This window comes from Collinsella tanakaei (assembly GCF_016902615.1).
Taxonomy (GTDB): Bacteria; Actinomycetota; Coriobacteriia; order Coriobacteriales; family Coriobacteriaceae; genus Collinsella; species Collinsella tanakaei_A.
This window is the reverse complement of sequence record NZ_JACJMB010000001.1, coordinates 17,244-43,064: the sequence shown is the minus strand read 5'-3', so window position 1 is coordinate 43,064 and position 25,821 is coordinate 17,244. Positions and strand designations below refer to the sequence as shown.

The following is a 25,821-nucleotide window of genomic DNA, read 5'->3' as shown; positions in this document are numbered from 1 at the left end:
GATGAGGTGAGGCGCTGCGCCGCCTGCGCGCAGCCCTGCGCTTGCGTGCCGCAGGTCCCCATGATAGAGTAGAACAGATGTTCGAGACGGGGCGCGAAAGGGGGAGGTGCTCATGGTTATCTTGGGTATCGATCCCGGACTGGCGAATACGGGCTGGGGCATCGTCGAGGAGCGCCGGGGCGAGGTGCGCTGCCGGGCCTACGGCTGCATCCAGACCTCGGCGGGTAGCGATCTCGCCGTGCGTCTGCGCCATATCGCCGACGATCTCACGGCGGTGGTGGAACGCTACCGGCCGCGGGAGGCGGCGGTGGAGGGCGTCTACTTCGGTGCGAACGTCCGCTCCGCCATCCCGACCGCGCATGCGCGCGGCGCGGCGCTCGTGGCGGTGTCTCTCTGCGGCGTCGAGGTGGGCGAATACACGCCGATGCAGATCAAGCAGGCGGTTGTGGGCACCGGGGCCGCTGACAAGGGTCAGGTCATGTACATGGTGCGCAACCTGCTCCATCTGGATCACGACCCGCGGCCCGACCACGCGGCCGACGCGCTCGCGTGCGCCATCTGCCATGCCAACCAGCGCCGCACCGGCGCACTGTCCGGCTGGTCCTATGTAGAGGAAAGGGGAAACGGCTACTCATGATCACCCAGCTTAGCGGCACCCTCGTCGAGGCCTCGCCGAGCGCCGCCGTGCTCGATGTGGGCGGCGTCGGGTTCGATATCGGCATCTCGGGCACGACCGCCGCATCGCTTCCCGCCCTCGGCCAAGCCTGCCGGCTCTACACGCGCCTGCAGGTGCGGGAGGACGCGCTCACGCTCTTCGGGTTCACCTCGAAGGAGGAACGCACGATGTTCGACAGGCTCGTGGCCGTCTCGGGCGTGGGCCCGCGCCTGGCGCTCGCGGTGCTGTCGAAGTTCACGGTGGGGCAGCTCTACACCGTGGTCATGGCGGAAGACGACAAGGGCATGGCGACGGTTCCCGGCGTGGGAAAGAAGACCGCCCAGCGCCTCATCCTGGAGTTGAAGAGCGTGTTCGCGAAGGACCACGGCCTTTTGGCGGCAGACGTCCCGGCGGCAGGCCAGCTGCCGCTCGGCGCCGGTCCCGCGCCGTCCGCGCTTGACGATGCGCGCGCGGCGCTGCTCTCCATGGGCTTCACGCCCCAGGAGACCGATCTTGCGCTTGACGGGCTCGACGGCGCCCAGCGCGTCGAGGAGCTGCTTGCGGCCGCCTTGAAGCGGTTGGGGATGGATGCATGATGTGGGAAGCCGATTCATCTGTTGACCTGTGGGCCGATTCGCCCGCGAGCCGTGCCGCCGACGCCTCGAGCGAGACGGGGCGCTTCGTGACGGGCAACCTCACCTCCGAGGACCTGGATGTCGAGCGCTCGCTTCGCCCCCAGCGCCTGGAGGACTACTGCGGGCAGGACCATATCAAGCAGGGCCTGAAGGTGCTCATCGAGGCGGCGAAGTCGCGCGGCGAGTGCCTGGACCATGTCATCTTCTCCGGCCCGCCGGGCCTCGGCAAGACGACGCTCGCCACGGTGGTGGCCAACGAGATGGGCGCGCAGATCCGCACGACCTCCGGCCCGGCCATCGCGCGCACCGGCGACCTTGCGGCCATCCTCACGAACCTCCAGCCGGGCGACGTGCTGTTCATCGACGAGATCCATCGCCTGAACCGGCAGGTGGAGGAGATCCTCTATCCAGCGATGGAGGACTTCGCGCTCGATATCGTCATCGGCAAGGGTCCGGCCGCGCGCTCCATCCGCCTGGACATCCCGCACTTCACGCTCGTGGGCGCCACGACCCGCTCCGGCATGCTGACCGGTCCTCTGCGCGACCGATTCGGCATCTCGTTTCGCCTCGACTACTACTCGATCGAGGACCTTGCGGACATCGTGGTCAGGTCGGCGACGATTCTGGGCGTGGAGATCGACCGCGCGTCGGCCTGCGAGATCGCCTCGCGCTCACGTGGCACGCCGCGTCTGGCGAACCGCCTGCTCAAGCGCGTGCGCGACTACGCGCAGGTGCGCGGCGAGGGGCATATCGACTACCCGATCGCTCGCGAAGCGCTCGAGTTCTTCGAGATCGACGAGCTCGGCCTCGATTGGATGGACATCCGCATCCTGGAGACGCTCGTGAAGACGTTCCGCGGTCGTCCCGTCGGCCTGACGACGCTGGCGAGCGCGGTGGGCGAGGACCCCAATACCCTCGAGGACGTCTATGAGCCCTATCTGCTGCAGTGCGGCCTCATCGTCCGCACGCCGCAGGGCCGCGTGGCCACGTCGGCCGCGTTCGACCATCTCGGGGTGGAGATGCCGAGCGGCGCGTAAGCCTGCGGGGCGCGCGGGTGGCTCGCTTAACAACTTGTATGGACCTCTCTGTGGTTTCTGATTGACCGGCTGCGGGCGAGCTGCACGCAGCCGGTCGAGTTCGTTGTATGCTAGATGCCTATCGGCCCCGGCGTTTAGGAGGTTCATATGCTGTCAGACATCGAAATCGCGCACTCCGTCAAACCGCTACCCATCGCAGAGGTCGCTCGCGAGGCGGGTGTGGACGAGAAGTACGTCATCCCGTACGGCTTCGATAAGGCGAAGATCGACTACGCGCTGCTGAACGAGCCGACCGACCACACCGCGAAGCTCGTGCTCGTGACGGCGATCAACCCCACGCCGGCAGGCGAGGGCAAGACCACCACGACGATCGGTCTGGCCGACGGCCTGCGCCGTCGCGGCGTGAAGAGCGCCGTGGCGCTGCGCGAGCCCTCGCTCGGCCCCGTGTTCGGTGTGAAGGGCGGCGCTGCGGGCGGCGGTTATGCGCAGGTCATCCCCATGGAGGATATCAACCTGCACTTCACCGGCGATTTCCATGCCATCGGCGCGGCGAACAACCTGCTTGCAGCCATGCTCGACAACCACATCCAGCAGGGCAACGCCCTCGGCATCGACCCCAAGCGCATCACGTGGAAGCGCGCCGTGGACATGAACGACCGCCAGCTGCGCCACATCGTGGACGGCCTTGGCGGCCGCGCTCAGGGCGTGCCGCGCGAGGACGGCTTCGATATCACCGTCGCCTCCGAGGTCATGGCGATCCTGTGCCTGTCCACCTCCATCACCGATCTCAAGACCCGCCTGGGCGAGATTGTGGTCGGCTACACCTACGACGGCCGCCCCGTGCGCGCATCCGAGCTCAAGGCGAACGGCGCCATGGCGGCCCTGCTCAAGGACGCCTTGAAGCCGAATCTCGTGCAGACGCTCGAGCACACGCCCGCCTTCGTGCACGGCGGCCCGTTCGCCAACATCGCGCACGGCTGCAACTCCATCATGGCCACGCGCATGGCCATGCGCTTCGGCGACATCGCCATCACCGAGGCGGGCTTCGGCGCCGACCTGGGCGCCGAGAAGTTCCTCGACATCAAGTGTCGCATGACCGGTCTTGCGCCCGATGCGGTGGTGATCGTCGCGACCGCCCGCGCGCTCAAGTACAACGGCGGCGTCGCCAAGGCCGACCTCAACGAGGAGAACCTCGACGCGCTGCGCGCCGGTCTGCCGAACCTGCTGCGCCACGTGGGCAACATCCGCGACGTCTACGGCCTGCCGTGCGTCGTGGCCATCAACCGCTTCCCGTCCGACACGGAGGCCGAGCTCGCCCTCATCGAGGAGGAGTGCACGAAGCTCGGCGTGAACGTGAAGCTCTCCGAGGTCTGGGCCAAGGGCGGCGAAGGCGCGCTCGAGCTCGCCGACGAGGTCATGCGCCTCGTGAACGAACCGAACGATTTCCACTTCTCCTACGAGACCGGCACGGATATCGCCGAGGCCATCGAGGCCGTCGCGACCAAGATCTACCATGCCGACGGCGTCGACTTCACGCCGGCTGCCAAGCGCCAGATCGCCCAGCTGCGCGAGAACGGCTTCGGCAACCTGCCCGTGTGCATCGCCAAGACCCAGTACTCCTTCACCGACCAGGACAAGATCCTGGGCGCGCCCGAGGGCTTCCGCATCACGGTGCGCGAGGTCAAGGTGTCCGCCGGTGCGCACTTCGTGGTGGCGCTTACCGGCCAGGTCCTCACGATGCCGGGCCTGCCGAAGGTTCCCGCCGCGGAGAACATCGACGTGGACGAGAACGGCGTGATCTCCGGCCTGTTCTAACCTGCAGGTCTGCAGCCGCACGGCTTGTGCGGGGCGGCCCGGGCGCTATGCTCGCCCGGGCCGCCCCGTCGCTGTTGCCGCGTGCGGCAGAGGCCATGGAGCGAGGCGGTATCCGGCGGGGAGCTGTCATGCGGGCGCGCTTCCCATCGTTCACCTTTCGTAAAACCCTGCGGGGCGGCCCCGATGCGCGCGCGATTCGTAGTAGGCTAGAGTCCGTTTCGAATCCAGACGAAAGGATTGTCCGTGGCGACGATTATCGATGGCAAGGCGTTGGCGGCGAAGGTGCGCGAGCGCGCGGCGGAAGAGGTGGCGCGGCTCGCCGGGAGCGGTATCGCCTGCGGTCTTGCGGTGGTGCTCGTGGGCGACGACCAGGCGTCGGCCACCTACGTGCGCTCCAAGCTGCGCGATTGCGAGCAGTGCGGCATCCCCTCGCACGACTACAAGCTGCCGGCTGAGACCTCGCAGGCCGAGCTCATGGACCTCATCGGTCGCCTTAACGCCGACGACGCCGTGGCGGGCATCCTCGTCCAGATGCCGCTGCCGGCCCATCTCGATACCGAGGCGGTGGTGGCCGCCATCGACCCGAACAAGGATGTCGACGGCTTCCATCCCATGAACATGGGCAGGCTCGTGCGCGGCCTTGCCGGTCTGCGCCCCTGCACGCCCGCCGGCATCATGGAGATGCTCGATGAGTATAAGATCGACCCGGCGGGCAAGAACGCCGTTATCGTGGGCCGCTCCTCGATCGTGGGCAAACCCATGTCGCTCATGCTGCTCGCCCGCAACGCGACGATCTCGGTGGCGCACTCGCATACCGATCCGCGCGAGCTTGCGCGCATTTGCCAGAGCGCCGACATCCTCGTCGCGGCGTGCGGTGTGCCGAAGATGATCAAGGGGCCGTGGATCAAACCGGGCGCGACCGTCATCGACGTCGGCATGGATCGCGACGAGGCGGGCAAGCTGTGCGGTGACGTGGATTTCGCCTCCGCAGAGCTCGTCGCGGGCGCCATCACGCCCGTGCCCGGCGGTGTGGGCCCCATGACGCGCGCGATGCTGATGAGCAACGTGGTCATGGCTGCCAAGATGCAGCATGGGCTGTAGCCGCCAGGAACACGACGCAGGCGCGGCGGAACGCTCGAGGGCGTTTCGCCGCGTTTTTGCGTAGGGGGTAGGTGAGGCCCTTGCGCAAGAACCCTGATGCTTCGACGGTTTGCTGTCCGGTCGAGGGGGTACACTGAGGGCGGATGACCAACGTCGATGCCGGCTGCGCTGGCGCAAAGGAGGAGCTATGGCATGCACGACCATCTTGGTGGGCAAGCTCGCGAGCTATGACGGATCCACGATCGTGGCGCGCAACGAGGACTCGCCCGGCGGTCAGTTCGAGCCCAAGCGCATGGCCGTGATCGAGCCTGCGGACCAGCCGCGCACCTACACGAGCGTCGAGAGCCATCTCACCATCGAGCTGCCCGACGACCCCATGCGCTACTCGAGCGTGCCCGACGCGCTGCCGGGCCACGGCATTTGGGCGGCGGCGGGATTCAACACCGCCAACGTCGGCATGTCCGCCACCGAGACCATCACCTCCAACGAGCGCGTGCTGGGCGCCGATCCGCTCGTCGTCTACCAGCCCGCCCAGGGCAAAGAGGGCGAGGAGGGCTACGTGCCCGCCGTGCCCGGCGGTATCGGCGAGGAGGACATGGTCACGCTCGTGCTCCCGTACATCCACTCCGCCCGCGAGGGCGTCGAGCGCCTGGGCGCGCTGCTCGCGCAGTACGGCACCTACGAGATGAACGGCATCGCGTTTTCCGATGCGGACGAGATCTGGTGGCTCGAGACCATCGGCGGCCACCACTGGATCGCCAAGCGCGTGCCCGACGACGCCTACGTGACGATGCCCAACCAGCTCGGCATTGACTACTTCGACCTGGCGGATGCCGAGGGCGAGCAGGCCGAGCACATGGCGAGCGAGGATTTGCGCGAGTGGATGGATGCCAACCACCTGAACCTCACCATGCTCGCGCCGCACGTGGTCGATGACACGCTGGACGACATCTACGACGAGCTGGCCGGCGTGCTCGTCGATGTCGACGACGATGCGCTGGACGAGCTCGACAACCTGGTGGACGACGTGCGCGAGGGGCTGCTCGCGGGCGATATCTTCAATCCGCGCGAGGCGTTCGGCTCCCATTCCGATTCCGACCACGTGTACAACACGCCGCGCGCCTGGTACATGCAGCGCTGCCTGAACCCGCACGACGGCTGGGACGGCCCGGAGGCGGCGTATGGCCCCGAGGCCGACGACATCCCTTGGAGCCGCGTGCCGGAGCGCAAGGTGACCATCGAGGACGTGAAGTACGTGCTGTCCGCCCACTACCAGGGCACGCCGTTCGATCCCTACGGCCGTCGCGGCACCGAGGCGACGCGCGGTGCCTACCGCCCCATCGGCATCAACCGCAACGGCCAGCTCGCCGTGCTGCAGATCCGTCCCTATGTGGCGCCCGAGCTCGCCTGCGTCCAGTGGATGGCCTTCGGCTCGAACGTGTTCAACGCGCTCGTGCCGCTCTACGCCAACGTGGAGCACATGCCGGAGTACCTGGAGAACACGACCGCTCGCGTGACGTCGGAGAGCTTCTACTGGGCGAACCGCCTGATCGCCGCGCTCGCCGATGCGCGCTTCCACGAGAACTCGGCGCATGTCGAGCGCTACCAGGAGAAGATCGGCGGCATGGCGCATCGCCTGCTGCGCGAGACCGACGCCGCGGTTGCCGACCTTCCCGCCGAGGAGGTTCCCGCGGCCTTGGCTGCGGCGAACGACCGCATGGCCGCCGACCTCAAGCGCGAGACGGAGGATCTGCTGGGCAAGGTGCTCTACACGACGAGCCTCGCCATGAAGAACGCCTTCGCGATGTCGGACAACTAGGTTCTATAGCTGTAGAGGCGTGCCGCCGGGTGCAGGGTGAGATGCCCTGCGCCCGGCGTTTTCTTGGGGCGGCGAGGGGTGGCGCGTGGCGGATAGCTTCTCTTGCGCATGATGCCGCATCGGCATCAGCCTGTCGTCGTCTCGTTGTCCTTCACCCCGATCTCCTGCAGCAGATAGCTGTTCAGTTCGGTGATGCCTGACACGCCGAGTGCGGAGTAGACGTGGGACCGTAAGGTAGCAACCGAAGAGGGGGTGAGGTGCTGCCGCTTGGCGATGGCGGCGACCGGAGCCCCCCTTGAGCGACTCCATCACGATGTCGATCGATGGCGTGTTGAACCCCTTGCCCGCCAGTATGTGGCGCATACGCTCGCTGTATCGCTCGCGTGAGGTGCCGGATCGCCGCTCGCTGTCAGCCAGCTGGCGCAGCGTGAGCACACGGTCCGCTAGCATCAGGGCACCGAGCGTGCAGAGGGCGATGAGTGCGATCTGCTCGCCTGCGTTTCTGTCGAAGGGGTTTGCGGAAGAGATGAGGAAACCGGTCCACCCCAGGGTGGCGGCAACGGCGAGCAGCTGGCAGACGGTTCTTCGTTTTGAGTCGTCGGGCGCTGCGGACGATGTGGCTTTGGATGCTCGGGCAAGCGCGAAGACGGCAAACAGCAGACATGCACCGATTGCCAGGGCCATGCGGTACGGCTGGTGGAATGCCGAAAGGAGCATGGCTGCCGCGAGGTAGGCGAGCAAGGGCGGGAGCAGAAACACCCGACCGCAATTTCGCTGGATGTCGATGGCGGAGGGGTGCCGCACTTCAGCGCACGCATCAGCGCCGAGGTCATGGCCCTGATCGGCATAGGGCTGAAGGCGAGCGCCCAGTTCCTCCTTGGAGGCGACACCGAGTTTTCGGTATGCGCGCGACCGATAGGTGGCGCCGGTGGCCGGAGCGATGCCCAGAAGCGCGGCGATCTGCTTTTGCGTCTGCCCGGCAAGGGTGTGCCCGATCACATCGATCTCCCGCTGCGAGAGGTTGTCGGCGCCTGGAAGAGATAGAAGGACGTTGAGGGAGTCGAGCTCATTCTCGGTTGTGCGTGAAACGATGGCATGGGAGCGCCATGCGGCGAACGTTGCTCCTGCGCAGCAGAGTATCGGCACGAGGAGCGATACCAAGATGGAGCCTGATGATGAGGCCATCAGGGGAACAAGATGACGTTCAACCAGGTAGGATCCGAGCATAACAGTTGCTTCTCCGACGAGCGTTGCCGTGATGGGGGAGAGGGCGAACCTGCCGCTTCGGCGTGTGACGGCGGCGGCGCCAGCTAGCAGCGCCCCGCAGATGAGGCGGATGAGAAACGCTGCGATCTCGCCTGTTGCAGGGTCGGGGGTGGGGAAGCGTGCCCTGAGGCAGATGCCTGCACAGGAAAGCGAGGCGCCGCCGAGCGCGAAGACGGCGAGTATCGCGAGGTGCCAAGCGGCTGCTGAGCGGGAGGACGGCTGCGCCGCTGACGTTTCAGCGTCTGCAGGCTGATGGGAGCCCATAAACGCCGTACCCCACAGCATGAACGCAATGGCGATCAGGGCAGTCTCAACGGTTTCGATGCGCCCGTGATAGCCGGCTCCCCACGCGGGCGTCGTTCTGATGATGGAAAAGGAGATTTTTCCCAGGCAACCACGCAAAGGACGGATGCTGCCAGAAGGACGCGCACGTGCGTGCCGGGGCGCGTGCGGCTGGGGCGGCCCGACGGGGTCGCGGGGCCGATTGCGATCAGCGCGAAGACGGCGAGTATCGCGAGGTGCGGTACAAACCCGCCCAATCCGAACGAAGCTGACGAGTACGTGCTCGATGCGGCTTGGTGGGGAGCGGCAAACAAGAACGGCCCCGTTGCTAAGAGGGCGATGCGCCAAGGTGCGGAGAGGACACGGCGGGCTGTCCTTCGGACCGGTGCGGTGAGGCCGGCCGATTCATGGCGCCTCCAAAGTAATCAAGGGACGGTGCATGGCTACATGATGGGGCGCGAGCGCGAATCTGTCGGTCAACAATGACGACAATTCTTGTGTTGGCAGGCGCTGTCGGGCATCAGACGCCTGTCGCACGGGTTCCTACGGTTGCCATATGGCGCTGCAGCCGCACGTTCAGGCTCGGCGCGCGCAGGTCCGATGCCGTATGATGTGGGTATAAGGATTCCAATGGCGGAAAACCCGACGCAAGGAGGCGTCTTCATGGCTACAAAGTTCGAGGACCTCGTCAACAACATGGTGAACATCGGTTTCGGTGCGGCGGCACTCACCGCCGAGAAGGGCAAGGAGATGCTCGACACCCTCGCCTCCAAGGGCGAGGAGGTTCGTCGCGACTCCGAGACGCCCGATTTCGCCCGCTCGATGTCCGATATTTTCGAGCGTGCCGGCGGCATGTTCTCCAACGTGACCGATCGCTTGAACACGCAGGGCGAGACGGTTGCCGAGCGCATTCTGGACGAGCTCATCGTGGCGCGCGTGCGGCCGATGACCAAGGCCGAGCGCATCGGCTTTCTCGCGCACGTCCGCGATCTCGTGGACAGCGCGGACGACGCGACCGTGACGGTGAAGGTCGAGTCGGTCGAGGTCGATGAGGAATCGGCTGCGGACGAGGTGGCCGATGAGGTCGCCGACGAGATGGTCGACGAGGCTGCCGCGGAGACGGCGAAGGCGGAAGACGAGTAGCGTTCATATGGCACAGGCGGGAACGGACAACGGACAGAACGGTGCGCGCTGGGACCCTTTGGATCCCGATGACACCATCGTCTTCGCGAACGAGGAGGAGCGCATCGCGCGCGGGCTGCATCGGCACCCGCGCGCGGTCGACGAGATTCCCGAGGAGCCCGACGTCATGGCGCCCTCCGAGGAGTTTCAGCTCACCGCCAAGGGTCGTCGGCGCCGTATCGCCGAGATCTTCAGGCTCGTGCGCAAGTACGAGGTGTGGAACAACGTCACGCCCGTCCGTCTGCGCTGCATGCTCGAGGAGCTCGGCCCCATGTTCGTCAAGATGGGCCAGATTCTCGCCAACCGCTCCGAGATCCTGCCCCAGTCGTTCTGCGACGAGTTGCGCCGCCTGCGCACCGACGTGGAGCCGGTCCCGTTTTGGGTCGTGCGCGACTGCCTGGAGGCCGAGTACGGCCGGCAGGTGTCCGAGGTGTTCGAGTGGATTGACCGCAAGCCGCTCGGCAGCGCCTCGCTCGCCCAGGTGCATCGCGCGAAGCTGGTGAGCGGCGAGGACGTGGCCGTCAAGGTCCAGCGCCCCGGTGCGCAGCAGGTCATGGCGCAGGATATCGACATCATGCGCTCCGTGGTGCGCACCGCCTCGCATTTCGTGAAGACCGACCAGTTCGTGGATCTGCAGGGCGTGGTCGAGGAGCTGTGGCAGTCGTTTCGCGAGGAGACGAACTTCCTCATGGAGGCGCGCAACCTCGACGACTTCTACGCGTTCCACAAGAACACGCGCGGAATCTCCTGCCCGCGCTCCTATCTCGAATACTGCACCGAGCACGTCGTCGTCATGGACTACATCGACGGCATCTCGATCGCCGAGCCCGAGACGCTCACAGCGGCGGGCTATAGCCTGAAGAAGATCGGCGCCCGGATCGTGGAGGACTACTCCACCCAGGTGCTCGATGACGGCTTCTTCCACGCCGACCCGCATGCCGGCAACATCATCCTGAAGGACGACGTGGTCTATTTCATCGACCTCGGCATGGTGGGGCGCATGTCGAACCACGACCGCACGATCGTGAAGGACATCATCTTCTCGGTCGCTGAAAACGACGTGCCGAAGCTCAAGGACTCGCTCATGCGCTTCGCCGTGACGCGCGGCGACTCGGCGGAGCTCGACCATTCGACGTTTCTGTCGGACCTCGACTTCATCGTGGCCGATTTCGCCGGGCTTGACCTGAAGGACCTGGATATCGGCGAGTTCCTGACGTCGCTTGTGAGCCTTGCGCGCAAAAACGACGTCGAGCTGCCGAGTGTGGTGACGATGTTCGCGCGCGGCATGGTGACGCTTGAGGGCCTGCTGTCCGAGTACATGCCCGATGTGAACATGATTGAGATCATCTCGACGCACATCAGAAACGAGAAGAGCAGCTTCACGCGCGCCGCCGAGACGGCTGAGGAGCTAGCGCACGCCTCGGTGCGCGCGACGAAGGGGCTGCTCGAGGCGGCAGACCAGCTCGGGCTTGCGTCTCGCATGCTCACCCGCGGTCAGCTGAAGATCAACACGCAGGTGCTCGGCAGCGAGAAGGTTTTGCGCCAGGTGGGCGGTATCGTGGACCGCATGTCGATGGCCATCGTGATCGCCGGCCTGTTCATCGGCTCGTCGGTGGTGTATTACGCCAAGATCGAGCCGGTCATCTTCGGCATTCCCGTCATCGGGTTTTTGGGATACTTCTCCGCGCTCGTGCTCGCGCTCATGCTCGGCCGCGAGATCTGGCGGAACTCCCACAGCAGGCGGTAGGGCGCCGGGCTCTCAGCCCTCGCGATGCGGTGCCGGCGTGCGCGCCAGCTGCTTAGCCACCTCAACGATATGTCGGTAGCGCGCATCGTCGCCCGCGCATGCGCGCCAAGCGGGTGAGAGCGCCTGCTCGGCGATGCCGCGGCGCATGCTCTCGCGCAGCGCTTCACCTTGCTGCTGCTTGTGCGCAGCCCACGCCTCACCGGAGCGGCTCGGATCGAGGTATCCGGCAACGTGGTCCCACAGCGGGCTTGCTGCCGCCTCCCCGGCGTCCGAGGCGGCCTCGACGGCATCGAGGGCCGCGGCGAGGGCATCGAGTGCGTCGTGCTGCTCGCCGGCGTCGCGGAGCACCTCGGCCTTCTCGAGTGCCATGGTTGCCGGGTACCAGGGGTTGATACCGCCCATGTCGAGCATCTGGAAGATCGCCGTCGCGGCAGCGGCGGCCTTGCGCGCGAACGCGGTGTCGCCTCGCGTCCCCATCTCCTGCACGAGGGAGGAGAGGATGAAGTTCGCGGCGCGCAGCCGCTCGGTCTGCAGCAGCTCGAGCGCGGCGTCGTCTCGGCCGAGCTTGCGCTGGGCTGACGCGAGCAGCATCGTCGGCGCGCCCGCATCCTGATGGCGCACGAGCGGCTCGAGTACCGCGGCGGCCTCATCGTAGCGCTCCATCTGGAAGAGCGTCGTGGCTTTCTGCTGCTGGGCGAGATAGAGGGCCGCCGGATCCGCGGCGATGTCGAGTGCGCGGTCGAGCAGGGCGAGCGCTTCCTCGGCGAGGGCGCTGCCGTCGAGCTCGGTGCCGCACGCATCCGCCTGCGCGAAGGGCGTCGCCATGCCCGCCGCCCATATCGTGAGCAGCGACGCAAGCATCAGCAGCAGATTGACGTCCGAATAATGGTCGGCGGCGAGCGCACGCAGACGCTCGTGCGCCGCGACCAGGTCGTGCGCGCCCAGCGCGTAGACCTCGGCATAGAGCGCGGCGGACTCCTGCTCGCTCAGCTTGTCGCGCCAGTCGAACAGCTCGTCGAGCGTGAGCGAGAAGATCGCGGCGATGCGCGGCAGCAGGCTCACATCCGGCAGGCTCTGCCCCAGCTCCCACTTCGATACCGCCGCCTTCGAGACGCCGAGGTGCTCGGCGAGCGCCGCCTGGGTCATGCCCGTCCGGCGGCGCTCGCGCGCGATGGTCCGTCCGATGTTGATCGTTTCGTCCATGGTGTTCCCTCCGCGTGACCGGTTGTCGCTGATGGCATGCCGCCTGCTTTCAGTATGGGGTCTCGCAGCGGCGGAAGCAAAGGAGTCCCGGTTGACGTTTCGGCGGGAACGTCAACCGGGGCGAGCGGTGCCATCCCAGGGACAGGCGCCCCGCGCAGCGCACGGGTGCGGGGGTGCCGTGTCCGCGCCTGGCAGCCTGGCTGTGCGGCGGGTTGGCGGCCTATGCGGGTATCTGCGCAGGCGTCACGGACGGAACCGCGCGACGTCCGCGAGGGGCTCGCTGTTAAAGATGCACGATACGGCGGCCTGATAGTCATCGACGCGGCGCACCTTGCGCACGGCGCGATGGACCGAGAGCGGGTCGGCGAAGGCGAATCGGGCGTAGGACCACCACTCCTTCATGCGGAACACCGCGTTGCCGCCGATCTCTGCCCGATACGCGTCGAACAGCCCGTCGTGGAAGCGCTTGAGCTCGCCGGCCGTGGCGGCGGCGCCCCCGCGCAGCATGCGGGCGAGTGCCGGGTTGGCGAGGATCCCGCGGCCGAGCATCACGTGGCGCGTCGCGGGATAGGTGGCGACCAGGGCGGTGTAGTCGCCGACGGTGAAGATGTCGCCGTTGTACGCCACGGGGAACGGGGCCGCGGCCAGGGTCTTGCCGTACGCCTCTTGGCGCGGCGTGCCCTGGTAGCGATCCTTCTGGACGCGGGGGTGCACGATGAGCTCGGCGATGGGGCGGCGGCAGTACACCTCGAGGATCGCATCGTATTCCTCATCGCTCTCGACGCCGATGCGCGTCTTGACCGACACCGGGATGGGAGACCGCTCGCACACCTGGTTCAGAAACGTGTCGAGCTCTTCCAGGTGGCGCAGGAAGCCAGCGCCCTTGCCCTTGGCGACCACCGTTCCCGAGGGGCACCCTAGGTTCAGATTGACCTCGCCGTAGCCCATCTGCGACAGCAGCTGTGCCGCCCAGATGAACTCATCGGCATTCTTCGACATCAGCTGCGGGACTACGGTGAGGCCCCGGTTGTTCGCGGGATCGATCTCGGCCTTGATGCGCCCTCCGAACGAGGAACCGACGCGCGGCGGGGGAAGGAAGGGGGTGTAGTACCGGTCGAGCGCGCCGAAGCACTCGGCGTGGACCGTACGGAAGAGGTGGCCGGTGATTCCCTCCATAGGGGCTAAGGACACGATCATGGATGTTCAATCTTTCAGCTGATGGGCGGATGCTGTCGGCGGCGTGTTCACGCGCGTAAGCGGAAGGGGTGTGCGCATGATAACGCTTTATGGTATCGGAAAGAGGAACGGGCGCACCGGGCGCTCGGGCGCGGGGCGGTTTGCGCGATGTGAGATGCCTGCGCGACATCGAAATGTGGGAAAAGGGGGTCGGTAATATCTCGAGGGCCCACTTTCAGTACATGTTTTCGATTCCCAGTTGAAGGGAACTCGTAAAACATACAATACAGTATATGTAACACTACGTATACTGCCGACTCGAGTCATCGAGAGGAAGAGAAGTACTGAAAAGGGTCCCTCGAGGTGGTTCATCGCCTCAAAAACGTGGTCTGAGGCCGTGTGTCCGTTCACAACGGCCGCGCAGAGGCGATGGCGCTATTTTGCGCACTTCGTGACGAGCTTTTCGTAGGCGATGCGGGTGAGATCGGTCTCGTCATCGCCCTTCTGGGTGAGCTCGATGGGCGCGATCTCGCAAAAGCCCTGCTTGGCAAGGAAGCCCCGCATGGCGCGGTTGCCCGGGTGGGTGTCGATGCGGATGCTCAGGGCGCCGCGGTCGCGGGCGATCTGCTCGGCTGCGGTGAACATGGCGCCCATGACGCCGCGCCCGAGCGCCTCGGCGGCGGTGGCGCTGCGGTGGATGGCAAGATACGGGGCCTCGCCGTCCTGCTCGCACGGGTTGTCCGTCAGCCAGGCGATGCGTGCGCGGCAGTATTCCGGATCGATGCCGGAAAGCAGCGCCAGCGTTCCCACGAGCGCACCATCGGCGTCCTCTGCCACATAGCACGAGCCGGTGGCGATATCGGCCTTCACGCTCTCGATGTTCGGGTAGCCATGCTGCCACTGCTCGATGCCGAATTGGGCGATTGTGCGCTTACCGTCCTCGAGAATCTCCGCCACGCGTTCGGCCTCCTCCGCGCGCGCTGGGCGTACCTGCAGCATGCTCGCCATACCTGATCCTTCCACCCGCCGGACGAAACCGACATCTTGTTGCCAACAAAACTTCTCGATTATGCCCCAAGCGCCCCCACGGGACCAGAGCGCGCCCGTCCCTGCAAAACCTCGACACGCGCGACGTGGGGGCCTGCGGCATGACGCGCTCGTGCGGGCGCTCGCCGGCCCCGTCCGTCCGTTTCGTTTCATGCCATAATCGACAGGTGGCCCTTGGTTGGGAGGGACTGTTCGGTCTTATGGCCCAGACGCGGCGAGACCGTTTTCGTTTCATATCGCATGCGAAAGGTTGGTGCGTCCGATGAATCCCGCGCGTATCGAGAAGTTCGCCGGTGTCGCCGAGCTGCTGCGCTGCCCGCTGTGCGGCGCGCGGATGCACGTGCGCGACGCGAGCCTTCGGTGCGAGGAGGGCCACGGCTTCGATATCGCCGCCAAGGGCTATGTCAACCTCATGCGCCGTGCCGTGCGCGACGAGTACGATGCGGGCTTCTTCGATGCCCGGTCGAAGATCCTTGCGGCGGGATTCTACGGCCACGTTCTCGAGGCGCTCGAGGACGTGCTCGCCTCAACGAACCTTGCCGGCCCCATGCTCGACGCGGGTTGCGGTGAGGGGTACTATGCTAAGGCCCTGGCTGAAGGCGTCGACGTGCCCATCATCGGACTCGACACCTCCCGCGATGCGATTCTTCGCGCCGCGCGCGGGGGCAATCGCGTGTGCTGGTTCGTCTCGGACGTGGCGAACCTTCCCGTGCGCGACGGCGCGCTCGGGTGCATCCTCAACATCTTCACGCCGGCAAACTACGCCGAGTTCACGCGTGCGCTTTCCACGGATGGGATGCTTGTCAAGATCGTGCCGGGCCCCGGGCACATGATCGAGCTGCGCGAGCTCGCGGGCGAGCGCCTGCGCCATGCGCACCACTCGAACCGGCGGGTCGTCGAGCATCTCGAGCGCCATATGGTCCTCGAACGGCGCGTGCGCGCCTGCGCCACCTGCGATGTTGCGCCCGACCAGGTGGCCGATCTGCTGCGCATGACCCCGCTGCTCTTCGGGGTGGACGACACGCAGCTGCCGCACGACCGGATCCGCCGTGTCACCGTCGACGCAGAGCTGCTCGTCGCCCGTGCGGGGCATGCCGACGCATGACGGATACCTCTATGCGGACCGCCCCGCAGCGGCTGCCATGATGGCATGTCGCGGCGGGGCGGTCTGTTGAGGCCGGATAGGGGAGCGCGCCGTTGCTGGCTGGGAGCGCGGCGGCAGGGGCGCTACTGCTGGCTCGGGTGCTTCTCGAAGAAGTCGAAGCGCGGCGGCAGCGGGACCACGCGGTGGCATCCGGGCTGCTCGCCCAAGCTCGCCACGAGCTCGTCGCAGGTGTCGAAGATGTGGTCCCACGAGAAGAACGTATCCGGGTCGATGGCAAAGTGCTCGCAGATGAGCTCGCAGCCTGCGGGCACGATGCCGTGCATGAGGACGGTGGCGACGCGCAGCTCGTGGAAGGCGTTCACGAGCGCCCGCGCCATCGCGTCGTCGTCCTCGGCGTTCTTGGCAGCCTTGCTCGCATCGCTCCAGCGCTTGTTCGCGGCGCGCAGGTACTCGTCGCACACGCCGAGCGCATGGTGGAACTCGAAGGTGTGCATGGCCTGCTCGAAGGCGAGGACGGCCTGCTCCGCGGCGTCGATAACCTCGGCGTCGGGCGTGCCGGCGGGAATGCAGCCGGTACGGTAGGCGGCGTCGTCGCCCTCCTTTTCCGCCACGCCGTAGAAGCAGGAGCGCGCCAGGCGGTTGAACACGCCGGTGAGCAGCGCGCCCTCCTTCAGAACGGGATCGATGACGCGCTTGTCGTCACGGGCGAGCAGCGGCGTGCCGTCGGGGTTCTTGCCGGTCTCGCGCGTGTCGTAGGCCTTCGGGGAGAAGCTCACCGGCTTCTCGCCCAGGCCGAGCGACAGGAAGTGGGCGCGCAGCTGCTCGGCGGTGTAGTGCTCCAGCAGCTCTGAGGCGGGAGGCGGCGGGGTCTGCGAGCTGGAGCTCGCCTTCTTGCCCATGTAGAGCACGTGGTAGTTCGCCACGAGCGTCGACTGCTGCATATGGCAGCCGAGGGCCTCCCACAGCGCGGTCTGCGCGATGCCGTAGAAGTAGATGTTGTCCTGGCCGATGAACTGGTAGGCGTGGGCGTCGTCGGCGCACCACCAGTCGCGCCAGTCGAGGCTTGCGTAGCGGTTGCCGTCGCCTGCGCGCTCAGCCTCGGAGAGCACGGTGCGGGTGAAGCTGATCGGGGCCCAGAGGCTCTCGGGCCACACCCAGCAGGTGAGACCGGAGCAGCCGCACTCGTCGGGCACGGGCACGCCCCACTCGATGTTGCCGGTGATGCGGAAGGGCACGAGCGCCTTGCCGGAGCGGAAGCGCACGCCGCCGGCAGCGAGCACCTCGTGCGCCTCGTCGCGCTCCTCCCAGCTCGGGAACGTGACGGTAAACGAGCTCTTGTTGCCCTCGGGCTCGGTTACGGTGTGGGCGGGCAGCTTGTCCTCGATGGCGTCGAACGCCTCGCGGAACTTGTTCTGGATGTAGATCTGCGCGGGCAGCAGCCACTCCTCCATGGTCTTCACGACCACGGGGCGCACGGTGTCGTCGGCCTCGAGCTTCTTGGTGTAGTCCTTCAAAAAGTCGAGGTAGGCGGGCAGGTCGAAATAGATGTTGTCGACCGGGCGGAGCTCGGGGGTCTCGCCGGTGAGGGCGGACTTCGGCGCGATGAGCTCCTCGGGCTCGTACTGGTGTCCCAGGTCGCATTCGTCAGCATAGGCCTTCTCGGACTTGCAGCCCTGGATGGGGCAGCGGCCGATGACCTGGCGTCCGTTCAGGAACTGACCGGCCTTCGCGTCAAAGAACTGCTTCGTTGCGCGCTTGTGGAGCACGCCGCGCTCCATCAGGCGCTCGATGATCTCGGCGGTCGTTTGGTTGTGGATGGGGGCGGCGGGCGGAAGCGCCGAGCCTGCGAACAGGTCGAGCTGCATCTCGAAGCCGTCGATGGTCTTCTGCTGCAGGTCGTGGTTTTTCTGCACGTAGTCGGTGAGGGTGCACGTCTCGTCGCAGGACGCCATGAGCTTGCGATGGCCCTCCATGATGGGGGAGCCGTAGCAGTCGGTGCCCGACACGAAGATCACGTTCTGCTTGCCCAAGCGGTCACGCAGGAAGCGCGCGAAGAAGTCCGCGGGGACGAACACGCCGCCCACGTGCCCGAAATGCAGGTTCTTGTTGCCATAGGGCATGCCGGCTGTGACGACGGCGCGGTGCGGCCAGGCGGGGCGGTTCTCTTTGGTGAGCTTGTGCGCCATGAGCACTCCTTGTCGCTGACGGATGGATCGGATTCGTTCGGTCCCCCATTATTGCACACGCCGGAGGTGCAGCAGGTCGCGGTACCGATTCGCAAAAAATCGCGTCATGCGGGGCGCGGGCGGCGCGGTGCGGATCGCGATGCGATCATGTAGGCGCCGTCCGCGATGGGGGCGTCGGGCCGGCGGCGCCCCGGCACCTCGCAGTTGCTCCGTATCGCCGATATTAGGCGGCTCAGATTTGCCGTCGCGGATATCGGGTGATGCGCGGAATCCCGTACCTGCGCGTTTCCGTGCGCAGAGGTGCCGATTTCCCGGGATGCTCTCGAGAGGGGCCTAATATCGGCGCTGAGGAGCAGCTGACGCGTGCGGGTGCGCCTTTGCGGTGGTGGCCTCGGCCGGCTGGGCGTTCGCGTGCGGTGCGCATGCTAAGCTTGTGCCATGAAAGAGATCGCATCCATACGCACCTTTGAGGACGAGGGCTTCCAGCGGCGCATGGTCCGCGCCTCGATGGCGGTGGTCGGCCTCGGCGCGGTGCTGGGCGCGGCGTGGTTTGTGCTCGGCGTACCCGCCCGCCTCGGCCTGCCCGCGTCCGAATTCGCTGCCGTCATGATTGAAGGCGTGGGCCCGCATCTGGGGTTTCTGCCCCCGCAGACGCTCTGGCTTGCGCTCGGTGCCGTGGGGTGCTTCGCCTCGCTCGGAGTCCACGAGCTCGTGCACGCCGTCTTCTTCCGGGTATTCGCGCCGGCGGGTACGCACGTGACGTTCGGGGCGAACTGGAAGGCGGGCATGCTCTACGCCTGCGCCGAGGGCATCGTGTACACGCGTCGGCAGTACCTTATCATCGCGCTCGCGCCGACGGTTGCCGTGACGGCGCTTTTGCTTGCGCTCGGCACGGTGAGCGGCTGGCCGCTTTTGTGCTACGGCATCGCGGTGCTGCACCTGTCGGGCTGCACGGGCGATTGGGGATACGCCGAGGCCATCTGGCGCGACTCCCGTATCGCGTATTGCGAGGACACCTCGTGGGGTGTGCGCCTCTTTGCGGACGATGACGCGGATACCGATGAAGCTGCGAGGGGAAAGGGTGCCCAATGACGAGGCTTCTTCTGCATGCTTGCTGCGCGCCGTGCTCGCTCGAGCCGGTGCGGCTGCTTATCGAGGAGGGGTTCGAGCCCACAATCTGCTGGACGAACCCGAACATCCAGCCGCGCGACGAGCACGACCGGCGCCTGGCGGAGCTTCGCCGGTGGACGGCGGCAAACGGCATTCCGCTCATCGAGGCCGACGAGGATTACGGCGCGTGGGAGCGCGGTGTGGCGCCCATCGGGGCGCGCGAGCGTGAGCGTCGCTGCCGTGCCTGCTACGCGCTGCGCCTTGCCGAGGCGGTGCGCGTGGCGCGCGCCGAGGGCTTCGACCATATCGCCACGACGCTTGCCGTCTCGCCCTACCAGCTCTTCGATACCTGCAACGACGTGCTCACGCGCCTCGCCTCCGCGCAGGGGCTCACGCCGGTCATCCGCGATTTCCGCCCCTGGTATCCCGAGGCCACGCGCCGCTCGCGCGAGCTCGGGATGTATCGCCAGAACTACTGCGGCTGCCGGTTCTCCGCGGCGGAGGCGGCGCTCGACCGCATCCGCCTGCGCGAGGAGCGGCGCCTGGCGAAGCACGGTGCGTGATGCGGCCCCCGGGGTGCTGCGGTCCGGCGTGCGAATGATGGTGTTTTTCGGGGCCGCGACGCCGCGCGTGATAGGATGGAGCGCGCAACGCGCTGCGGGAAGGCATAAGTCCAGTTGCCCTCCCGCAGCGCGTTGTTTGCGGATATGGGGGCTGGGCACAGGAGGCGTACCGTGCCTGTCACTAAAGCCCAACGCATCGTGTTCTCCCTGCTCATGGCATTCGCGATGGTCTACGGGATGGAACTCTACAACCAGGCGCTGATGGCGGGAGGGCTGACGAGTGAGATGCTCCTTGCGCCCCTCGCCGACATCGTGCCGCTCATGGCGGCGGTCATCGCGCTCGAGACGCTCGTCGGGGGCCGCATCGCGCATCGCCTGACGTTCGGGCTGCTCGACCCGGCGAAGGTGCCGTCACTGCTCATCACCGTCTCCATGGGAGCGTTCACCTGCTGGAGCATGTGCCCGATGATGAGCCTCGTGGCGACGCCCGCGTTCAAGCAGCCGCCTGTCGGCGAGCTCGTGGCGACGTGGCTCCAGACCGTGGCGATGAATTTCCCCATGGCGCGGCTGTGGCAGCTGTTCGTGGCGGGGTCCGCCGTGCGTGCCATCTTGCGGCTGCTGCGGAAGACCCCGCTTCTTGCGGACTGATCCCGCCCGTGCGCATCCCGCGAGGGGCGGGCATGCCGCGGCTCGCCGGGGCGCCCCGTTCGGGGCACGGGCGGTCAGTCGGTCGCCTGGGCGCCGAACGCCCACCGGTAGCGGATTTTGATGGCGAGCAGGGCGAGGGAGAGGAAGACCGCGGTCGCCGCGGCCGCGAGCATGGCCTCTGTGCTCACGAGGGCGCCGACGAAGACGGCCACGGCGACGAGCGCAGGCAGGATCTGGACGAACGTGCGGGCGGCCTCGCGCTCCAGATGGGCTTGCAGCTCGTCGTTCTCCTTTGCGTGCAGGCGGCGGAGCGCGGCGTCGTCGGCAAGGGCGCGGCGCATCTCGGCGGCCCGCTTCACGGTGAGCGCCCCGGCGACGGCGAGCAGGCCCGACACGCAGCCGATGACGAAGCTCGTTGAGGCGGCGTCCCCCCGGATGGCGGGTAGGGTCCCGGTCATGTCGAGGATGATCAGGGCGCAGGCGGCGCAGACGATGATGGCGATGCTCGCGATTTCGCGACGCAGGCGTCTCCGTACATCCTCGCGCAGGGTTTCGATGGTGTTCCTCATGATGTCACAGCTCCTCGTCGATCTCCGAGAAATCGAAGACCTCCTCGATGGTGAGTCCGAAATGGCGGGCTATCTTGTAGGCGAGCGGCAGCGAGGCGGTGTAGCGCTCCACCTCGATGGACGTGATGGTCTGCCGCGTGGTGCCCACGGCCTCGGCGAGTTCCGTCTGGCTGATCTTGTGCTGCCGGCGCAGCTCTCGGATACGCGACTTCACGGGCGGCTCCTTGGGTCGACGGACCGGGCGTCATCTCGAAATGACAAGCATGCTTTGCAAGAAAAGTATAGTATGCTTTGCATCTTTAGACAAGTAGACTTTGCAAAGCAGAGGCATGCGGGAGGCGCCGTGCGCCGGGTGCCGCGCGCGGGGCGCTTTAGCATGATGAAGTGTTTCTTAATTCGCGCCGGCGATACGCGAAAACCCGCGGGAACGGGTATATGCATCCCATTGAACGCGCGAAGGCGTCGCCCCGGCAAAGGAGATCTTGATGAGACGGCATGCGAAGGAGAAGCCCCCGAAGCGAGACGAGGGCTCGGCCACAAGATCGAGCCGGGCCGCCTGCGTCACGCGCGGACAGAAGGTGAAAGGCGCATCCCAGATGGCCGCGGGGGCCGTGCTCGCCGCGGCCGGTGTGCCCCTGTGCGTCCTGCCCGGACCCGGCGTGGCCGCCATCGCGGGCGGCGCGGCGCTGGCGAGCAGGGGTCAGCGCGTCTATACGGGACGGCCTCCCTCTCCTGTCGAGCGGCGCCTGGATGCCGCGGCCGAGAAGATGGGCGCGGTGGCAAAGGAGCAGGCGGGGCGCGCGGCGCGCGCCGCCGCGCGGGAGGTGCCCAAGGTGGCGGCAGCCGCCGCGCGCGCCGCCGGTCGCGGAGCGGTCGCGGTCGCCAAGGGAGCGGTCGCGCTCGCCGCAAAAGGCGCCCGCGCCGTCCGGGACCGGGCGCGGCCGTGATTCAATGATGGGCGTCGAGTGGATTGGGCCTCTACCGGGATATTGGCGCCGTCGGTCCGTCCACCGTGCCCGTGCGGCGCGGTCGTCCAGGTTGATCTGGGAGGTGGGACCTCATGGGATATATCGATATCAGCAACGTCGAGGTGTTTCGCGGCAGCGCGGGCGACACGTCGCCGGTCATCTACGTCATCGACTCCCCGGAGCATCCGGCGGGGCTCGCCGCGATCGCCCGCGGGCGCGGCGCGACCGTCGTGAGCGTTCCGGTGCGCGACTGGAACGACAGCCTCACCCCGTGGAAGGCTCCCGGCCTGCGGCGCGGGGCGCCGCGGTTCGGCGGCGACGCGGTGTCGACGTTCTACGAGCTGCGAGACACCGTCATACCCCTCGTGGAGGAGCAGGTCGGCGCCCGGCCGTCGCACCGCGCCATCTGCGGCTACTCGCTGGGCGGCCTGTTCGCCCTGTTCGCGTTCACGGGCGATCGAGTCTTCTCGGCGTGTGCGTGCCTGTCGGGGTCGCTGTGGTACCAGGGCTGGGTGGACTACCTGGGGGCGGCGCCCTTCGAGGGCGCTGGCCGCTATGCGTTCTTCTCGCTCGGGAAGAAGGAGCCGAAGGCCGGGGCGCCCATCATGCGGAGCGTGGCGGACGACATGTCCGCCTGCGCCGAGATCCTCCAGCGGCACGGGTGCACGGTCGACTGCTCGATCGGTCCGGGCAACCACATGCAGCACCATCGCGAGCGCTTCGAGGAGGGCCTGTCCGCCCTCGAGGTGCATCTGTAGCGAGCGATGCGGGATCGGCCACGCTGCGTTGCGCGTCTGCCCCTCAACGTTTCCATCCGCATAGCTTCTGCGTCTTCGCTCCGGTAGCCATCCGATGTCGCCGGCTTCCGCAGGGCGACCAACTGTTCAAAAGTCTCGCTAAGAGAACTCCTAAGCGAGACTTTTGACAAGTTGGTTGATGGTGGGGCGGCCTGCAGAGCGCTTGGGGCGCACCACGGTTATGAGGCGAGGGCCGCTGCGCATTCGAATCGACGCGTGCGAGCACGTGCTGCGGCTAGGCGCGCAGGATTGTCTCCATGGCGCGGCCGCGGGCGAGTTCGTCGACGAGCTTATCGAGATAGCGGGCATCCTGCTCGACGGGGTCCTCGATGGCGGCGATGTCGACGCCGCAGATTTTTCCGCGGATGAGCGCGCGGTTGGGGTTCATCGCGGGCGCCTCGTCGAAAAACTCCTGGTAGGTCAGGTCGCGCTCCAGTTGGCGTGCAAGGCCGTCCCGGTCGTAGCCGGTAAGCCAGCAGGTGACGGTGTCGACCTCTTCGCGGGTGCGCCCGCGGCGCTCTGCCTTTTGCACGAGCAGAGGATAGACCTTCGTGAACGACATCTGGGCGATGGGCGTGCGGGCCATGGGCGTTCCAATCTGCGTGCGCGGTACTGCATTGCGTGATGATGCCTCCATTATGACGAGGGAGAGGCGCGCAGGGCGCGATCGCGTCCGCATCCGCGCGGCGAGCGTCGGCGGATGCGCCTGTCGCGCTGCCGGTCAGGGCACGGTGACACGGGAATCTGATGCTCGGCGGTCCGCCTTGTGCAAGATACATGCCGTTGGTATGATAAGCCCATCGACAGGAGTGGGGGGAGACCATGGCGCGCAACAAGTACCCGGAGGAGACCGTCAAGCGGATTCTCGACGTGGCCGAGGAGCTGTTCATGACGAAGGGCTACGAGCAGACGACGATGGCCGACATCGTGGACGACCTCGGCGGCCTCACGAAGGGCGCCATCTACCATCACTTCAAGAGCAAGGAGGATATCTTCGAGGCGGTGTTCGAACGGGCGAACCGGCCCATGGTCGAGCAGGTCGAGCGGATCGCCTCCGACACGACGCTTTCCGGTCTCGAGAAGATCCGCGCGTTCTACACCACCTCGGCGGACGGTCCCTCGGCGGAGCTCTGGCACGCCATGAGGCCGTCGCCCGACCCGATCAAAAACGACCGGCTTCTGGCGGCGGAGTACCGCGACCTGTTTGACACGGCGCATCGCTACATGGAGCCGGCGCTTACCGAGGGCATCGCCGACGGCTCGATTACGTGCGAGCATCCGCGCGAGGTCGCCGAGGCGCTCCTTCTGTTGTCCAACCTGTGGATGGTGCCGCTGTTCCATCCGTTTTCCGATGAGGGAGAGTTCGCACGGCGCAGCGCGGTGTTCGCGCGCGTCGCTGACGCGCTGGGCGTGGGAGCGATCTTCGACGTCCAAGATCCGGATGGCGTCGCGATGTGGAACAACGCCTGGGGCGAGCGGATCCGCGCGCTCAACGAGGACGAGGGGGCAGATGGCGCCGCGGGCTCCGAGCCGGCGTAAGGCTTCTGCGTCGGGGTCGCATGGCCACCTGAGACGAGCCGCTTCGTGCGGCTTTTCTTCGACCCATTAAACATACCGACCATATGTATGAAAGGAGTAACGATGGGAACCAAGGATGCCAAGCGGACGGGGGAGAAGCGAAGGGGTCGCACCGGCAAGCGCGCCGCGAACCCGCGCTTCGTCGCGCTCATGGGCTCGCAGGGACTCGCGCTTCTCGGGTTGGAAGTCCTGCAGTTCGCGCTGCCCCTGCACCTGCTGAACCTCACGGGGTCGGGCGCGCTGTTCGGCGGCGTGGTCGCAGTGGGGTTCGCCCCCTATACGCTGCTGGCGCCGGTGGGCGGCATCATCGCCGACCGCACGCGCAAGCGCGGCGTCATGGTCGCCGTGAACGCGGTGCTCGCGGCATGCATGCTCATGTTTTGGCTCGTGGCCGAGACGCCGGCGGTCATCGGGGCGACAATCGCCGTCCTCATGGTCGCCTTCGCCGCGCAGGCGCTGCTGCAGCCCTGCGTGCAGTCGGCGATTCCCTACCTGGTGGCGACCGATGAGCTGGAGCGCGCCATCGCCCTCATGAACCAGGTGGGCATGCTCACGGGTATCGGCGGGCCGGTGCTCGGCGGCATGGTGTTCGGCTTCTTCGGCGTCGAGCCGATCGCGGTCGTGTCGGCGGGGCTCTTCGCGCTCGGCGCCGTCGTAGCGTGGGCGCTCGTACGCGTTCCCTACACGCCGCCTGCGCGCACCGCCGGCGCGCTCGTGACGGCGCGCGCGGACATGGCCGAGGCGCTGGGCTTTCTGCGGGGCCGCCCCGTCCTGTGGCGCACGATCATGGCGGCGACGCTGCTGAACCTGTTCGGCTCGTCGTTTTTCAACGTCTGCTCTCCCTACATCGTGACCGAGACGCTCGGCCTGTCGAACCAGCTGCTCGGCGCCCTGCAGGCGGCTCTCGCCATAGGCGGCCTTGCGGGCGGCGGCCTGATCGCGGCGTTCCCGGGGCGCCTCTCCATACGGGTCGTGCCCGCGCTGCTGGTGGGCATCGCGGGCACGCTTGCGGCGGCGTCTGCGGCGGTCGCTCTTCCCGTGGCGCCGCTGCTCGCCTTCGCCGCGCTCGTCACGATCTTCGCGGCGACGATGGCGCTTTGCACGGCCATGAGCATCGTGGCGACAACGTATCTGCAGGTGGAGAGCCCTGAGACGCTCGTGGGTAAGGTCATGGCGCTCACGTACATGCTGGCGAACTGCGCCACGCCGGCGGGCCAGCTCGCCTACGGCATCGCGCTCGATGCCGTCCCCGCCTGGGCCATCGGCGCGGTGGCTGCGGCGATGATTGTGCTCGTGGCGGCGTGGCTGCGGCGCGGGTCGCAGGCGTGACCA

General features: G+C 66.9%; 24 protein-coding genes. 16 read left to right on the top strand and 8 right to left on the bottom strand.

The window, feature by feature from the left end; all coding sequences use genetic code 11:
- The first annotated feature begins 112 nt into the window (after positions 1-112).
- The 6 genes from ruvC to H6A21_RS00200 all read left to right on the top strand — a co-directional run bounded on the left by ruvC (position 113) and on the right by H6A21_RS00200 (position 7,062).
- Positions 113-637: a crossover junction endodeoxyribonuclease RuvC gene (gene ruvC / locus H6A21_RS00225; protein ID WP_204559586.1), complete on the top strand. Its 525-nt coding sequence runs from the start codon at positions 113-115 to the stop codon at positions 635-637.
- Positions 634-1,251, top strand: coding sequence for a Holliday junction branch migration protein RuvA (gene ruvA / locus H6A21_RS00220; protein WP_204559585.1), 618 nt, complete (start codon positions 634-636; stop codon positions 1,249-1,251). Before ruvC ends, ruvA begins: the two co-directional genes overlap by 4 nt.
- Positions 1,251-2,327: a Holliday junction branch migration DNA helicase RuvB gene (gene ruvB / locus H6A21_RS00215; protein WP_204559705.1), complete on the top strand. Its 1,077-nt coding sequence runs from the start codon at positions 1,251-1,253 to the stop codon at positions 2,325-2,327. The genes ruvA and ruvB overlap by 1 nt, the downstream gene beginning before the upstream one ends.
- A 147-nt stretch (positions 2,328-2,474) precedes the next feature.
- A complete protein-coding gene (locus H6A21_RS00210) occupies positions 2,475-4,142 on the top strand; it encodes a formate--tetrahydrofolate ligase (protein WP_204559584.1) in 1,668 nt (555 codons plus the stop codon).
- A 243-nt stretch (positions 4,143-4,385) separates the two neighbouring features.
- The gene (folD, locus tag H6A21_RS00205) at positions 4,386-5,243 is read left to right on the top strand and encodes a bifunctional methylenetetrahydrofolate dehydrogenase/methenyltetrahydrofolate cyclohydrolase FolD (protein WP_204559583.1); all 858 of its coding nucleotides are present in this window, start codon (positions 4,386-4,388) and stop codon (positions 5,241-5,243) included.
- A 187-nt stretch (positions 5,244-5,430) separates the two neighbouring features.
- Positions 5,431-7,062, top strand: a complete 1,632-nt coding sequence (locus H6A21_RS00200) for a C69 family dipeptidase (RefSeq protein ID WP_204559582.1) — start codon at positions 5,431-5,433, stop codon at positions 7,060-7,062.
- Between the two features lie 3 nt (positions 7,063-7,065).
- Here H6A21_RS00200 and H6A21_RS00195 read toward each other — a convergent pair whose 3' ends face one another.
- Positions 7,066-8,730 carry a helix-turn-helix transcriptional regulator gene (locus H6A21_RS00195; RefSeq protein ID WP_204559581.1) on the bottom strand — a complete coding sequence of 555 codons (1,665 nt, stop codon included), beginning with the start codon at positions 8,728-8,730 and terminating at the stop codon, positions 7,066-7,068.
- 543 nt (positions 8,731-9,273) lie between these two features.
- Between H6A21_RS00195 and H6A21_RS00190 the strand changes: the two genes are divergently transcribed.
- Positions 9,274-9,753: a hypothetical protein gene (locus H6A21_RS00190; protein ID WP_204559580.1), complete on the top strand. Its 480-nt coding sequence runs from the start codon at positions 9,274-9,276 to the stop codon at positions 9,751-9,753.
- A gap of 7 nt (positions 9,754-9,760) precedes the next feature.
- Positions 9,761-11,539 (top strand): ABC1 kinase family protein, encoded by a 1,779-nt coding sequence (locus tag H6A21_RS00185; protein WP_204559579.1) that lies wholly within the window; start codon positions 9,761-9,763, stop codon positions 11,537-11,539.
- Between the two features lie 12 nt (positions 11,540-11,551).
- On the opposite strand, the gene H6A21_RS00180 is transcribed toward H6A21_RS00185, so the two are convergent.
- The 3 genes from H6A21_RS00180 to H6A21_RS00170 all read right to left on the bottom strand — a co-directional run bounded on the left by H6A21_RS00180 (position 11,552) and on the right by H6A21_RS00170 (position 14,926).
- Positions 11,552-12,742 (bottom strand): helix-turn-helix domain-containing protein, encoded by a 1,191-nt coding sequence (locus tag H6A21_RS00180; protein WP_204559578.1) that lies wholly within the window; start codon positions 12,740-12,742, stop codon positions 11,552-11,554.
- Positions 12,743-12,985: 243 nt separating this feature from the next.
- Positions 12,986-13,939, bottom strand: a complete 954-nt coding sequence (locus tag H6A21_RS00175; protein WP_204559577.1) for a tRNA dihydrouridine synthase — start codon at positions 13,937-13,939, stop codon at positions 12,986-12,988.
- Positions 13,940-14,353: 414 nt separating this feature from the next.
- Positions 14,354-14,926: a GNAT family N-acetyltransferase gene (locus H6A21_RS00170; protein ID WP_204559576.1), complete on the bottom strand. Its 573-nt coding sequence runs from the start codon at positions 14,924-14,926 to the stop codon at positions 14,354-14,356.
- A 301-nt stretch (positions 14,927-15,227) separates the two neighbouring features.
- Between H6A21_RS00170 and H6A21_RS00165 the strand changes: the two genes are divergently transcribed.
- Positions 15,228-16,070, top strand: coding sequence for a putative RNA methyltransferase (locus H6A21_RS00165; RefSeq protein WP_204559575.1), 843 nt, complete (start codon positions 15,228-15,230; stop codon positions 16,068-16,070).
- A 122-nt stretch (positions 16,071-16,192) separates the two neighbouring features.
- Here the strand turns inward: H6A21_RS00165 and H6A21_RS00160 are convergent, their stop codons facing one another.
- The gene (locus H6A21_RS00160) at positions 16,193-18,256 is read right to left on the bottom strand and encodes a class I tRNA ligase family protein (RefSeq protein WP_204559574.1); all 2,064 of its coding nucleotides are present in this window, start codon (positions 18,254-18,256) and stop codon (positions 16,193-16,195) included.
- A gap of 438 nt (positions 18,257-18,694) precedes the next feature.
- On the opposite strand from H6A21_RS00160, the gene H6A21_RS00155 reads away from it, so the two are divergent.
- From H6A21_RS00155 to H6A21_RS00145, 3 genes are all read left to right on the top strand, one after another.
- Positions 18,695-19,348, top strand: a complete 654-nt coding sequence (locus H6A21_RS00155) for a DUF3267 domain-containing protein (protein ID WP_204559573.1) — start codon at positions 18,695-18,697, stop codon at positions 19,346-19,348.
- The gene (locus tag H6A21_RS00150) at positions 19,345-19,929 is read left to right on the top strand and encodes an epoxyqueuosine reductase QueH (protein ID WP_204559572.1); all 585 of its coding nucleotides are present in this window, start codon (positions 19,345-19,347) and stop codon (positions 19,927-19,929) included. Before H6A21_RS00155 ends, H6A21_RS00150 begins: the two co-directional genes overlap by 4 nt.
- Positions 19,930-20,100: 171 nt before the next feature.
- Complete coding sequence (locus tag H6A21_RS00145; RefSeq protein ID WP_204559571.1) at positions 20,101-20,577, top strand: hypothetical protein; 477 nt, start codon at positions 20,101-20,103, stop codon at positions 20,575-20,577.
- A 74-nt stretch (positions 20,578-20,651) separates the two neighbouring features.
- Here H6A21_RS00145 and H6A21_RS00140 read toward each other — a convergent pair whose 3' ends face one another.
- Both H6A21_RS00140 and H6A21_RS00135 read right to left on the bottom strand, forming a co-directional pair.
- Positions 20,652-21,146, bottom strand: a complete 495-nt coding sequence (locus H6A21_RS00140) for a hypothetical protein (protein WP_204559570.1) — start codon at positions 21,144-21,146, stop codon at positions 20,652-20,654.
- 4 nt (positions 21,147-21,150) lie between these two features.
- A complete protein-coding gene (locus tag H6A21_RS00135; protein ID WP_204559569.1) occupies positions 21,151-21,360 on the bottom strand; it encodes a helix-turn-helix domain-containing protein in 210 nt (69 codons plus the stop codon).
- A gap of 271 nt (positions 21,361-21,631) precedes the next feature.
- Between H6A21_RS00135 and H6A21_RS00130 the strand changes: the two genes are divergently transcribed.
- Positions 21,632-22,093 carry a hypothetical protein gene (locus tag H6A21_RS00130; protein WP_204559568.1) on the top strand — a complete coding sequence of 154 codons (462 nt, stop codon included), beginning with the start codon at positions 21,632-21,634 and terminating at the stop codon, positions 22,091-22,093.
- Between the two features lie 113 nt (positions 22,094-22,206).
- Positions 22,207-22,872 carry an alpha/beta hydrolase-fold protein gene (locus H6A21_RS00125; protein ID WP_204559567.1) on the top strand — a complete coding sequence of 222 codons (666 nt, stop codon included), beginning with the start codon at positions 22,207-22,209 and terminating at the stop codon, positions 22,870-22,872.
- A 274-nt stretch (positions 22,873-23,146) separates the two neighbouring features.
- On the opposite strand, the gene H6A21_RS00120 is transcribed toward H6A21_RS00125, so the two are convergent.
- The gene (locus H6A21_RS00120; protein ID WP_204559566.1) at positions 23,147-23,497 is read right to left on the bottom strand and encodes a DUF2200 domain-containing protein; all 351 of its coding nucleotides are present in this window, start codon (positions 23,495-23,497) and stop codon (positions 23,147-23,149) included.
- Between the two features lie 236 nt (positions 23,498-23,733).
- On the opposite strand from H6A21_RS00120, the gene H6A21_RS00115 reads away from it, so the two are divergent.
- Positions 23,734-24,450: a TetR/AcrR family transcriptional regulator gene (locus tag H6A21_RS00115; RefSeq protein ID WP_204559565.1), complete on the top strand. Its 717-nt coding sequence runs from the start codon at positions 23,734-23,736 to the stop codon at positions 24,448-24,450.
- A 102-nt stretch (positions 24,451-24,552) separates the two neighbouring features.
- The gene (locus H6A21_RS00110; protein ID WP_204559564.1) at positions 24,553-25,818 is read left to right on the top strand and encodes an MFS transporter; all 1,266 of its coding nucleotides are present in this window, start codon (positions 24,553-24,555) and stop codon (positions 25,816-25,818) included.
- Positions 25,819-25,821 lie beyond the last annotated feature (3 nt).